The following is a 12477-nucleotide window of genomic DNA, read 5'->3' on the forward strand; positions in this document are numbered from 1 at the left end:
CCATCGCTCCCACCGCGGGGGGCCAGCAGAACCCGCAGGAACGGACTCCGCATGTCTGAACACAAACATGCCGCGGGCCAGCCGCCGCCCACCACCCCACCGAGACCGACCGCCAGCGGCGGCGCCCACCGCAGAGCAGACCGCGGCGCGCCCGGCGGCGGCCTGCACCGATCGCACGGCTTCGCCGCGGTACTGCGCGATATCGGCTATGTCACCTTCGGCAAGTACGGGCAGTACGTCATCACCATCGTCACCGTTCCGCTGATCGCGCGGGTGCTCGGCGCCCACGGACTCGGCCTGCTGGCGATCGGCATGTCCTCGTATTTCATCGGCTCGCTGCTGGTGGATCTCGGCATCACCTCGTTTCTGGCTGCGCGCGTGCACGATTCGCGAGCACGCGAGGGCGATAGCGCGCAATTGCGCGGCATCAATCAGCTGCGCGGCGACTATCTGGCCATCCGCACGACCACTCTCGGCGTCATCGGGATCGCGCTGCTGCTGAGTCTGGTCGCGAGCGCGCCGGTGCAGGTGGACATGATCCTGTTGGGTCTGTTCGCGGGCGGATTCTGGTCCGTCTCGGAGGATTGGCTGCTGATCGGGCAGGGCCGGTTCGGGGCCAGCACCGCTTACCAAGCAGTCGGGCGGGTCGGCTATCTGATCCTGCTCGTCGGGCTGCTCCCCCGCATGCCCAGCGCTCAGCTCGCGCTGCTGTGCCTGCTCATCTCTTCGGTGCCGACCGTGGCGCTGACCTGGTGGGATTCACTGCGCACCTTCGGACCACCGGCCCGGCCGCGCCATTACAAGAGCGTATTGCGCACGGGCGCACCGGTTCTCGCCTCGCGTGTGCTGGTGACCACCTATGGTCAGGGCGCGGCGGCGGTGTACTCCGCTGTGCTGGACACGGTTTCACTCGGCCTCTACTCGGCGGGTGACCGGCTCGTGCGCGCCATCCAATCCACCTTGGACCCCATCGGGTTCGCACTGCTGCCCCGCATGGCGCGCCGCAGTACCGATCACCGGTTCTGGCGGCATGCGCTCATGGCGTTGGCGGCATGCGTCTGTGTCGCGACGGTCGCGGCCGTGGCGGTGTGGCTGGCCGCGCCACTGCTGATCCGACTGGTCTTCGGCGACGAATTCACCGGGGCCGTCGGGTTGTTGCGGGTCGAGATCTTCATGCTGCCCGCGACCACGATCACCTCGTTCGTCACCACGGCACTGCTGCCGGTGCGTCAGGACACCACCGGGGTGCTGATCGGCGCGCTCCTCGGCACCTTCGTCGCGGGAATCGCGCTGTTCATCGCGTTTCGCACGCATTCGGTGTGGACGCTGGTCTACGGCAGTGTGCTGGTCGAATTCAGTACGGCGATCTGGTATCTCGTGCGGGTTCGCACGCTCATCGTGCGCGAACGCACGGCACTGGTGTCCGTGGAACCGGCGGTGGTGCTGATGCGCGAGGAGGGTAACTCGTGAAGATCCTGTTCATCGGGGACGACTGGGTCGGCAGCAATGCGCGCTCGCTCGCCGATGGCTTCCGGCAGGCGGGACACGAGGTGGTCCTGATCGACTCCACCCCGATCACCCTGCCGACGCGGCTATCGCCGCCATGGATCTACACCAAGTTCGCACGGCGGCGCGCCCCCTGGACCGTCGCCGAGCTGCACGGCGAGATCGACCGTGCCGCAGCGCAATTCCGTCCGGATATGGTCTTCGCCTTCAAGGCCGTCCATCTCGACCAGCGCCGGCTCTTGGATCTTCCAGCACGGCTGCATGTGCACTACAGCCCGGACGATGTCGCCAATCCGGACAACATCAGCCCGGAATACCTTGCGCACGAACCAGATTGGGATCTGATCGTCACCACCAAGCGACACAATGTGCCCGAACTGCTGGAACGCGGCGCCAAGGCGGTCGGTTTCGTCCGCAGTGCCTACGATCCGGCGTGGCACTACCCGGCGGCGCGCGGACGCACGCCGCGATACCTGGTCGGCTTCATCGGCGTCTGCCGCCCCGATCGCCGCACCGAAATGGTCGCGCTGGCCCGCGATTACGGTGACCGGGCGCTGGTGCGCGGTCCGGGCTGGCGGCGGGTTCCGGAGCTGCGCACCACCCGGGCGGCGGTGGGCGGTCCGGTGTACGGCTCGCGATATTCGGCGGTGGTCGCCGAAATCACCGCGAATCTGGTGCTGCTCAACTCCGATAATCGCGACACCCACACCTGCCGCACCTTCGAAGTGCCCGCCGCGGGTGGGCTTTTCGTCGGCGAGCGCACCGACGAGCACGCCGAACTGCTGCGCGATACCGTCGAATGCTTCCTGTTCACCGAACAGGCGGAATTGCGCGAGATCCTGGACTGGTGTGCCCGACATCCGGAGCAGGCGGATGCGATGGCCGAGGCAGGATACCGGCGGATCGCCGACGGCGGGCACCGCTATGTCGATCGTGCGCGCGAGATCATGGACGCGTTGGGGGCGGCGCGGCCATGACCGCCTACACCGAAATCGTCGCCATCGCATGCGCGTTGCTCACCGTGGCGGTGGCCGCGGCGTGGGTGCCCAGTGTCGCACGGGTTTTCATCATCGCGCAGGCGGCGTTCTGGTCGCTGTCCTACCTCGCGCGTCCCCTGGTGCTGCTGGCGGTGCAACCCGAACCGCACTATGGCGACAATGTGCCCGATCCGCGACTGGCCGAACTCGGCTACGACCGCGGCATCGCACTGGTCCTGCACCATGTCGTCTTCGGCCTGTGGGTGTACGCGATACTCATTGTGGGATATGCGATCTGGTCGCGACACCATCCCATCCCGGCCGCGCCCGCGATGAGCGCGAACCCGGACTTCGTACCCGCGCTCGCCACCATCTATGTCATCGGCCTGCTCGGGCGCGGCGCATCCTATGCCACCGGATCCATCGGCCATGCCGGTGATGTCGACAGCGCCAATCCGATACTCAACTTCGTCGGCATCCTCGCGACCGTCGCCGCGCTGGGACTGATCATCTTCATCCGGCCGACCCAGCCGCGGACCACCGCACTGCTGATCGGCGCGCTACTGGCCGGTGAATTGATGTGGACGGTGGTCGTCGAATCGAAAACCCCGATCCTCGGTGCCGCGCTCGCGGTGGCGGTCCGCTTCGCGATTCTGGGCTGGACCAAGGCCAAGGTCGTCGGTGTGCTGGCGATCGCTGTGCTCGGCATCGGCGGGTTCGGCTGGTTGCAGTCGTTCAAGACCACCGAATCCGGGAAGGCCGAGGCGGTCATGATCAGCTCGGCCTATCCGCCGACGGTGCGGCCGTTCCTGAGCATTCTGCGGCGCTTCGATCTGCTCGAGGCCGCGACCGATGCGTACTATCACGGCACCGGGTACTGGCTCACCCCCGCCGAGGAGTTCCGGCACGCCGCGTTGAGTCTGATCCCCACTCAGTTGCTGGGCGCTCCGAAATTCCAATCCGGCACCGCATGGGCCGACGACATTCGCGGCGCGTCGGTGGATATGACTCGGGTCCAGGTGTCGTTGGCCGAGGGAAATGTCAACGAGGGCTACGTCATCGGCGGCTACACCGGCATCGTCATCAGCGTCGGATTCACCTTCGTGCTGCTGCTCGCCTGGGCCAAAGCCCTGTATTCCCGATACTTCCCGGTGGTGGTGCTGGCACTCGCGCTGACCGGAGCCTCCTCGCTGTTCGAGCGCGGAATTCTGGGCAGCATGGAGGCACTCGGCAAATTCCTGCAGGCAGCCGTGCTCGCGATGCTGATCTATCTGGCGGTCAAGGAGTACCGGCGCCGCGCGAAACCGCGCGCGCCAAAGGCTTCGGCACCGAATCCGCGGGCCCCGGCGCAGCCGCCGCCACAGCCATTGGTCGCTATCGCGAAAAGAGGATCCGAATCATGGGACTGATCGATTACTGGCATATCGCGCGGCGCCGCTGGCTGCTGATCCTCGCTGTGCTGGTGCTGTGCCTGGTCGCGGCGGTCGGTTACACCCGCAGTCAGCCGAAAAACTTTGTGGCGACGAGCAGCGTGTACGTCTCGATGGCGACCGGAACCTCGGTGAACGATTCGTATCAGGGTGGACTGGCCGCCCAGCAGCGCGTGCGTTCCTATCTCGATCTGGCCACCAGCGCCAATGTGGCCAAGCGCACCATCGACGATCTCAGCCTGAAGATGTCGGTGGACGAACTGCGCGGCAAGATCACCGCGGCCTCACCGCCCGCCACCACCTTGATCGTCTTCTCGGTCAAGGACAGCACCGCCGAACGCGCTCGCGATATCGCCAATACCGTTGTCGCGCAATTCCGTCAGTTGATCGCCGAACTCGAATCCATCGAGAAGGACGCGGCACCCGCGGCCAGGGCCGAGGTCGTCGACCGCGCCGAGCTGCCATCGGGTCCCAGCGGCCCGCAGTCGACCCGGCTGCTCGCACTCGGCCTGCTGGCCGGACTCGCACTCGGCGGGCTCGCCGCCTTCGTCCGCGATCGCATCGACCGCACGTTGCGCACGTCCAACGATCTGGAAGCGGTACTGGCCACCCCGATTCCGGGTTCGTCGCGTTCGGGTGCGCCGGTGCCGATCCTCGGCATCATCGATATCGGCCGTCCCGGTGCCGTCAACGAAACTCGAAGGCTGCGCACGCGTTTGCAGCGCAACGGCGAGGCAACCACGGTGCTGCTGTCCAGTCTGTCGGCGCGATCGGAACCCGAGATCGCGATGGCACTGGCGAAATCATTCGCCGATACCGGCCACCACGTCGTCTACATCGACGCCGACACCTCCGGTCACGGCGGATCGCAACAGGTCGTCGGCGGGGCGGTGCCCGGACTGGCTGGCGTGCTGCGCGGGTCGATACCGGTCACCGACGCGCTGACCGGCTGGCCAGAGGCCGGAATGACGGTGCTGCCGCTGGGCGAGGTCGATCTTCACACCGTGGATCTCCTGGCCTCCGACCGCTTCGCGGCCGTGGTCGCCAAGCTGCGAACCGAGTACGACCATGTGGTGATCCAGGCCGCGCCGGTCGCACATGCCGCCGATGCGATCGCACTGGCCCCGTTGTGCGAGCACACCCTAGCGGTGGTCGAACTCGGTGCGACCACCGCACCGCAAATACGTGGCGCGCTGGCCACCTTCGGGGACAACCCGCTCACCGGCGCGGTAGCGTACAGCAAGCTGGGCACGGGATTACAGCGGCTGGTGGGGGGGCTGCGCATATGAGTTCGGCATCGCCAAGCGATTCGATGAGGGGTGGCGGTCGGGAGCGGGGTGGGCGTTCTGCATCACGAAGCGATTCGGCGGAGGGTGACAGTCGGGCAGCGAGTGGGCGTCACGAGGCCGTGGGTCGACGACGACTGCTGGCCGCATCCCTCGGTGCCGCGGCCGCGCTACCACTGGCGGCGGCCTGTGCCTCCGACGACTCCCCCGATATCGAATTCCGGTCACCACATGTCACCGACGCGCCCGCGGCACGCAATGTCCGTGACTTCGGTGCCGTCGGGGACGGTGTCGCCGATGACACCGCGGCGATCCGCTCGGCGGCCGCCGTCGGAGACGCACCCCTCGTGCTGTATCTGCCCGCGGGCCGGTACAAGGTGAGTTCCTGGCCCGATTTGCCGGACTACGCAACGGTTCTCGGCGATGGCGGCGATGTCACGCTGGTCACCTGCGATGCCGACGTCACGCTCATCACCCTGCGCAAGCGCAACCGCGTGCGGTTCTCCCGCATCGGCTTCTTCCTGACCGGTCCCCGCTCGACGGCCGTACAGCTGTCGGAGTCGTTCCGCTGCTCCTTCGACGGGGTGGTGATCCGCGGCAACCACCTCAGCGAGAACCATCCGCGCTATCTGCAGCAGCGCGGCGTCGTACTCGACAGCAACACCGGCGGAACGGCCTTCGTCAACTGCGATATCAATAACTTCGGCTACGGCATCATCACCTCCTGCATCCAGAACTACGTCACCTCGTCCAAACTCACCAGCAACTACATCGGAGTGCTCGGCACCGGCAACGACCACAATGCCGGACTGTCGCTGACCAATGTCGAATTCGTCTCCGACGAGAATCCGCGCACCACCGATCGGCACATCACCATCGACGGCGCGGCCAATGACTGGTGGCTGACCAATGTCTGGTTCGAGGGCGCCGATACCGCACTGTCGGTGGGTCAGCGCGATCGCGGCGGACCCGCCCAGTTCGGGATGATCAACTGCAAGGTCGCGGCCCGCACCGTCGGCCTCGACCTCATCTACTGTCGTCAGCCCTATCTGGCCAATGTGCAGTTCGACAAGGATTCCGAACAGCCGCCGATCGAACTGCGCATCGATGCGAAGGGCTGTCCGGAGGGCACCGCGATCAATCTGATCTCCAGTGCCGCAGACGATCTCGCGCCCGGCATGTTCCCGGAGAAGTGGCAGGTGATGGGCCGCGAGGGCATGCACGCGCCGCAGTACAGCGGCACCATGGTCGGACGCGCCGGGCACAGCGATGCCGATATCTTCCAGGCCCAGGCCGTCGACGGCACCGTGCGATCGGCCATATTGTCCAGCGGCGCATGGCTTTCCGATCGTCCGGAGAGCGGAATCGTGCTGAAGGACGCGGCGGGCGGCTACTGGCGCCTGTCGGTCGGCACGGACGGCGCGGTCAAAACGGCCTCGCTCGGTCACCAGCGACCCCGGGAGTGAACATGTCGAGCAGTTCGCTATCCGGTATCCGGCTCGGGCCGATGACACTGCACGCCACGACGGTCCTCTTGCGCCCGCCGCGGGTCGACGATTACGCGCAATGGCGGCGCATCCGGCTGCGCGATCAGCGCTGTATCGAACCCTTCTGGTCCAGTTCGCCGCTGGACTGGAAGGCGCGGCACACCGGGAAACTGTGGGTCCGGGAATGTCTCGGTGTGCGCGCCGAGGCGCGGACGGGCCGCATGCTGTCATTGGTTATCGAGGTCGACGGGCGATTCGCCGGCCAGATCGAACTCGTCTCCATCGAGGCCGAAACCGGTTCCGCCGAAATGGGAATCTGGGTGGACGCGGCGGTGGCGCGCCACGGTATCGGCGGCCTGGCCTCCTCGCTGGTGCTGGACTTCGGATTCGGACCGGCCGGATTGCAGCGCATCACCGCCCCGATCTCACCGGCCAATATCGCCACCGCCCGGGGCGCCGCCCTGATCGGCTTCCAGCGCGAAGCAATGATGACAAGGTATTTCGACGTCGGCGGGGCCCGGCGCGACCACGAGCTGTGGGCGATCACCAAGGCGGCGATTCCGCCGGGCGGTTTCGCGCGGGCCTGGATCGACGACCATTCGACCCAGCATCCGGACACCCCCCAGCCCGCCGAGGCCGACACCAGCGCCGACACCGCGCTGAGCCGGGCCACAGTACTGGTCGCCACGGCCAGGTACTACGCGGGCCGGGCACTGCATCTGATCGATCCGCTGCTCGCGCCGCCCACCGTCCGGCTCACCGATCCGGAGGATCCAGCGGTGGTGCTGCGCAGTCGGCGACTGCTGGACTGGGCGCGGTGGCGCGCGGCCCGCGTCCATACTCGCGACGCGCTGGATCCGGATCCGAACGCACCCGCTGCGACATGGCAGCGTAAGCACGGCCGATTACCCTGGCTGCGCGAATTCCTGCGCGCCCGTCCGGGCTTGCGCTCGGCGTACGGGCTGACGCTGGCCATCGAGGTGGACGGCGACTACGCCGGTGAATGCCGACTATTCGATCTGGACATGTTCGATCGCAATGCGCGGATGTTCGTGTGGACCGATCCGGCCGTCGGCGGTGACCGCGTCCGGATCACGGCCACCCGACTGCTGCTCGACCACGCGTTCAGCACGCTCGGCCTGTGCCGGGTGGCGACCGCCATCGAACCCGGCGATATCGATTCCGCCGATATCGCCGCGCGCGTCGGCATGGTGCGCGAGGGGCGGATGCGCTGCTTCGTCGGCGCCACCGGACGTAGGGCCGATCACGACCTGTGGGCGGTTACTGCCCCAATCGACCGGGGGTGACGGAGTTGCGCGGACACGGCGGCCCGCCCGACGTACAGTGAACCGGAGAACCCCTCGCGCGCAAGCAGATTCGTGCCGGGGGTGCTGTGTGCGCGTGCCTCATCACTGCCCAGGAGCTCATGATGGACCACGTTGACCGCGACGGCCCGGCGGCCCGCCGCAACCGTTTCGCGCGCAGTAATCAACTGCAAGCGCGGCTGCACGATCTGGTACCCGGTGGCGCGCATACCTATGCCCGTGGCCCCGACCAATATCCGGAGTTCATGGCCCCGATCCTGGTGCGCGGGGAGGGTTGCCGGGTCTGGGACGCCGATGACAACTGCTATATCGAGTACGGCATGGGGCTGCGTTCGGTCACCCTCGGCCACGGGTACCGCCCGGTCTTGGAGGCGGTGACCAGGGCCATCGCCGACGGTGTCAGCTTCAGTCGGCCGACCGAACTGGAACTGCTCGCCGCACAGGATTTCCTGTCGCTGGTACCGGGCGCCGATATGGTCAAATTCGCCAAGAACGGCTCCGATGCGACCACCGCCGCGGTGCGGCTGGCCAGGGCTGCCACCGGGCGCGCCGTCATCGCGGTCTGCGACCAACCGTTCTTCTCGGTGGACGACTGGTTCATCGGCACCACGCCGATGGCCAGTGGCATCCCCACCGAGGCCACCGCGGGCACCATGAAGTTCCGCTACAACGATCTGCCCTCACTGGCCGCCGTGCTGAACACCGGCGCGGTCGCCGCCGTCGTCATGGAGGCGGCCACCGCACTGCACGAACCGGAACCCGGCTTTCTGGAGGGTGTGCGCGAACTCTGCGATCGGCACCGCACCCTGCTCATCTTCGATGAGATGATCACCGGATTCCGCTGGTCGGTCGGCGGGGCGCAGGCCATCTACGAGGTCATCCCGGACCTGTCGTGCTGGGGCAAGGCCATGGGCAATGGCTTTCCGATCTCGGCACTGGCGGGCAAGCGCGAGTTCATGGAACTCGGCGGGTTGCGCACCGACCGCGATCGCGTCTTCCTGCTGTCCACCACACACGGCCCGGAGTCGGCCTCGCTGGCCGCATTTCGCGCCGTCGCGCACGAGTACACCACCGGCGATCCGATCGCGCGGATGGAGCAGGCCGGTCGCCTGCTCGCCGATGGGGTGAACGCGGTCGCCGCCGATCTCGGCATCGCCGACTACCTCGAGGTCCTCGGCCGCCCCTCCTGCCTGATCTTCGTGACCCGCGATCCGAACGGCCAGCCGTCCCAGGAGTTCCGCACCCTGTTCCTGCAGGAACTGCTGGACCGCGGCATCCTCGGTCAGTCCTTTGTCACCTCGGCCGCGCACACCGAATCCGATATCGCGCAGACCATTACCGCCTGTCGCGAGGCGGCCAGCGTGTACCGCAAGGCGATCGAGCAGGGCACGGTGGACGGGCTGCTCGACGGCCGTCCGGTGGCACCGGCCATCCGGCGCACGGCCGCGCCGCGCCGCATCGACTCGGTGCCCGAATGAGCCTGTCGCACAACGGGACAGGATCGCCGCGAATCGGGATCGTGCACGAGCGGTTCACCGAATTCGGCGGCTCCGAGGCAGTGGTCGGTGAATTCCTCGAAACCTGGCCGGACGCAACGGTATTCGCGCCCATTGTCGATCCGGCGGGCGTTCGGCCACCGTTGACCACGGTGCACGACACGTGGCTGAACCGCGCGCACGCCGCGACCGGTCGTCGATCGCATGCCCCGCTGCTGCCCTTCGCGCCCCGCGCACTGCGCCGACTCCCGCTGCGCGGACGGTTCGACGCGGTGCTGATCAGCCATCACGCATTCGCCACCCAGGCCGTATTCGCCACGGACGCACCGACAATCGTGTACGTGCACAGTCCGGCACGGTGGGCCTGGGATCCCGAGTTCCGCGCCCAGGAGGCGGGCGGGCGCGCGGGACAACTCACACTCACCGCCCTCGGCCGCCTGGCCCGTCGTGCCGAATTGCGTGCCGCACCGAGGCTCACCCATATCGTCGCCAACTCCCACGCGGTCGCCGCCCGCATCCGCGACTGGTGGGGACTCCCCTCGACGGTCATCAACCCGCCCGTCCAGGTCGACGACTTCACCCCGGACCCGGCCATTGCCCGCGAGGACTTCTTCCTGGTCGCGGGCCGCCTGGTCCCCTACAAACGCCCGGACCTCGCCATTCGCGCCGCCCAGCGCGCCGGCGTGCGTCTGATCGTCCTCGGCGACGGCCGCTTCCGCGCCCAACTCGACGCGATCGCGGGCGCCGAGACGACTTTCCTCGGCGCGACCCCGTTCGACGTCCTGCTCGATATGTACCGCCGCTGCCGCGCCCTGCTGATGCCGGGCATCGAGGACTTCGGCATCGTCCCAGTCGAGGCAATGGCCTGCGGCACACCGGTTCTCGCGGTCGACCAGGGCGGCGCCCTGGATACCGTGCGGGCGGGCACAACCGGCGAGTACGTCGCGCACGGCAGCGATGAACATGTCATCGACGGCCTCGCCGAGGCAATGCGCCGCTTCGATCCAACGGCCTACGACCCGGTCGCCATCCGCAGCCACGCCATGACCTTCTCCCCCAAGGCCTTTCGCGCGAACATCGCCGACACCGTCGCCACAACACTGGACAACGCCTGACCGGATTCGCGCGAACGATCGACCCGGCTCAGCATGTCGAAGGCCTGATACCCGGGACGACTTCGCAGATGAGTAGGTCGTCGAATCCATCGAGCCAGGTCATGACGCCGGCCGAACCGACTGTGTCACCGGGGATATGGCCCGCCTTGGACAGCGACAGCAGCGACACCGGACCGACGACGCTGGCGCAGTTCGATATCGCGAGCCTCGAGGGACCGGCAGTGTGCGGAAGTCCTGATCTAGGGCGTGATCGGGTTCTGCGGTTCCACCAGGTCGGTCTTCAGGTGTTCGAGCCCCGCGCGGATCCGGGATTTGACCGTCGGCAGGCCGACGCCGAGGCGGGCGGCCACCTGCGGGTAGGTGAGACCGGAATAGTAAGCGAGGGAGATGGACTCGTGTTGCAGTGCGGTCAGGTTGGTGAGACTTCTGCGCAGCGCCTCCCGTTCGTCGCGACGCAGCGCCTCCTCGGCGACCACATCGGTGGGCGGCTGATAGTCCCGGCTGCCCCAGGAGTGGTTGTGGTCGAGGGTGGCGCGCTCATGGCGGACCCGGTCCACGGCCTGGTGGTGGGCCAGCATGCGCAACCAGGTCAGCACCGAGCCGCGGTGCTCGTCGAAGCCGACCGCACAGCGCCACACCTCCAGATAGACGTCGTGACAGGTCTCCTCGGCGTACCCGCGATCACGGACGATCGACAGCACACGCCGGTAGACCAGACCGTGGGTACGGCGGTACAGCTGCGCGAACGCCTCCCGATCGCCGCCGCCGATGCGGTGCACCAATTCGGGATCGACCTCGCCGGATGCGGTGTCGACCGGATCGCGAACCGAGCGCGCGATGGGTCGCACAGTGCTTGGAATTCGTTCGGACCGTTGCGATACGAGCAGGATCACGTTTGCCCCCAGAGGAACAGATGATGCGACAAGCGATAGTGATTCGACGGTTGAGTGATGCGTCGAAGCAGACCGTCGAGGGCATGGACGGACCTGTCGGAGAATGGGATCCGGCCGGGGGCTCGGGCCGGGAATCCGCCGTCAGCCAGGATACCGCGCCACGCGCATGTGCCAATACACTTTCGCCATCGATCGGATCAAATGCGCAGGCCGAGTTCGACGATGCCCTTCGCCACCGCCTGCACCGCCACTCGATTCGTGCGGGCATGGGTCCGGATCAGCTCGAAGGCGGCCTCCGGGGTGGTCCGCCTGGCATTGGCGATCACGCCCTTGGCCTGTTCGATGACGATCCGCGAATCCAGCGCTTGCTGTAGCTGAGCGGTCAAACGCTGTTGGCGGCGCAGGACATTCGCGTTCAGGATGTGCCCGGTCGCCATGCTGGCCAGCAGGCCGCCCACCGAGAGGTCGCGATCGGTCCAGACCCGCGGCGTCGGACCGTACAGGCCGAGCGTGCCGACGGTGGTCCCGCCAACACGCATCGGAATCTCGGCCAGCGACGCCACCCCGCGCCGGACCGCCTCGGCGGAGAACTCTGGCCAGCGCGCCCGGCGCCGACCGATATCGTCGACCGCGATCGGATCACCAGTTCGGAACGCGTCCACACTCGGGCCGCGTTCGCTGCTGTGCTGGCAGAGTTCGATCTCCACGAAATCTTCCGGCGCGGCGGCCGCGAAGCGGGTTTGTTCATCGGAGGTCAGCGTCTCGTCCGGCATCAACATGACGGTGCAGCCCGCCAGATCCAGTGCGGCCATGGCACTGTGCATCAGCTGTCGCACCATCTCCGCCGTATCACCGATCGCGGGGAGTAGTTCGGCGAGTCGCGCCGCAACCAGCATCTCATTGTCAGCCACCCGAATCACCCCGCGCGCGCGAAAGCCGATCGTCCCCGTCAAGTCCCACGC

General features: G+C 67.3%; 10 protein-coding genes. 8 read left to right on the forward strand and 2 right to left on the reverse strand.

Annotated features, from left to right (window positions below):
• The first annotated feature begins 51 nt into the window (after nucleotides 1-51).
• From ACQP2D_RS26245 to ACQP2D_RS26280, 8 genes are all read left to right on the forward strand, one after another.
• Nucleotides 52-1470, forward strand: coding sequence for a lipopolysaccharide biosynthesis protein (locus ACQP2D_RS26245; RefSeq protein ID WP_433678571.1), 1419 nt, complete (start codon nucleotides 52-54; stop codon nucleotides 1468-1470).
• Nucleotides 1467-2483: a CgeB family protein gene (locus ACQP2D_RS26250; protein ID WP_433678572.1), complete on the forward strand. Its 1017-nt coding sequence runs from the start codon at nucleotides 1467-1469 to the stop codon at nucleotides 2481-2483. Before ACQP2D_RS26245 ends, ACQP2D_RS26250 begins: the two co-directional genes overlap by 4 nt.
• The gene (locus ACQP2D_RS26255) at nucleotides 2480-3892 is read left to right on the forward strand and encodes a hypothetical protein (RefSeq protein ID WP_433678573.1); all 1413 of its coding nucleotides are present in this window, start codon (nucleotides 2480-2482) and stop codon (nucleotides 3890-3892) included. Before ACQP2D_RS26250 ends, ACQP2D_RS26255 begins: the two co-directional genes overlap by 4 nt.
• Nucleotides 3883-5202: a Wzz/FepE/Etk N-terminal domain-containing protein gene (locus tag ACQP2D_RS26260; RefSeq protein ID WP_433678574.1), complete on the forward strand. Its 1320-nt coding sequence runs from the start codon at nucleotides 3883-3885 to the stop codon at nucleotides 5200-5202. The genes ACQP2D_RS26255 and ACQP2D_RS26260 overlap by 10 nt, the downstream gene beginning before the upstream one ends.
• A gap of 134 nt (nucleotides 5203-5336) precedes the next feature.
• On the forward strand, nucleotides 5337-6665 hold the full coding sequence (locus ACQP2D_RS26265; protein WP_433685770.1) for a glycosyl hydrolase family 28-related protein: 1329 nt from the start codon (nucleotides 5337-5339) through the stop codon (nucleotides 6663-6665).
• Between the two features lie 2 nt (nucleotides 6666-6667).
• Nucleotides 6668-7993: a GNAT family N-acetyltransferase gene (locus ACQP2D_RS26270; protein WP_433678575.1), complete on the forward strand. Its 1326-nt coding sequence runs from the start codon at nucleotides 6668-6670 to the stop codon at nucleotides 7991-7993.
• A 122-nt stretch (nucleotides 7994-8115) separates the two neighbouring features.
• Nucleotides 8116-9489 (forward strand): glutamate-1-semialdehyde 2,1-aminomutase, encoded by a 1374-nt coding sequence (locus ACQP2D_RS26275; RefSeq protein ID WP_433678576.1) that lies wholly within the window; start codon nucleotides 8116-8118, stop codon nucleotides 9487-9489.
• The gene (locus ACQP2D_RS26280) at nucleotides 9486-10622 is read left to right on the forward strand and encodes a glycosyltransferase (RefSeq protein ID WP_433678577.1); all 1137 of its coding nucleotides are present in this window, start codon (nucleotides 9486-9488) and stop codon (nucleotides 10620-10622) included. Before ACQP2D_RS26275 ends, ACQP2D_RS26280 begins: the two co-directional genes overlap by 4 nt.
• 239 nt (nucleotides 10623-10861) lie before the next feature.
• On the opposite strand, the gene ACQP2D_RS26285 is transcribed toward ACQP2D_RS26280, so the two are convergent.
• Nucleotides 10862-11470, reverse strand: coding sequence for a sigma-70 family RNA polymerase sigma factor (locus ACQP2D_RS26285; protein WP_433678578.1), 609 nt, complete (start codon nucleotides 11468-11470; stop codon nucleotides 10862-10864).
• A 242-nt stretch (nucleotides 11471-11712) separates the two neighbouring features.
• Entirely contained in the window at nucleotides 11713-12426 is a 714-nt protein-coding gene (locus tag ACQP2D_RS26290) for a GAF and ANTAR domain-containing protein (protein WP_433678579.1), read from the reverse strand.
• Nucleotides 12427-12477 lie beyond the last annotated feature (51 nt).

It is taken from the genome of Nocardia sp. CA-119907 (assembly GCF_050955995.1).
GTDB lineage: Bacteria > Actinomycetota > Actinomycetes > Mycobacteriales > Mycobacteriaceae > Nocardia.

Coding starts and splice junctions, on each gene's coding strand:
- ACQP2D_RS26245 (WP_433678571.1), top strand. CDS start 52: ATGTCTGAACACAAACATGCCGCGGGCCAGCCGCCGCCCACCACCCCA.
- ACQP2D_RS26255 (WP_433678573.1), top strand. CDS start 2,480: ATGACCGCCTACACCGAAATCGTCGCCATCGCATGCGCGTTGCTCACC.
- ACQP2D_RS26260 (WP_433678574.1), top strand. CDS start 3,883: ATGGGACTGATCGATTACTGGCATATCGCGCGGCGCCGCTGGCTGCTG.
- ACQP2D_RS26270 (WP_433678575.1), top strand. CDS start 6,668: ATGTCGAGCAGTTCGCTATCCGGTATCCGGCTCGGGCCGATGACACTG.
- ACQP2D_RS26275 (WP_433678576.1), top strand. CDS start 8,116: ATGGACCACGTTGACCGCGACGGCCCGGCGGCCCGCCGCAACCGTTTC.
- ACQP2D_RS26280 (WP_433678577.1), top strand. CDS start 9,486: ATGAGCCTGTCGCACAACGGGACAGGATCGCCGCGAATCGGGATCGTG.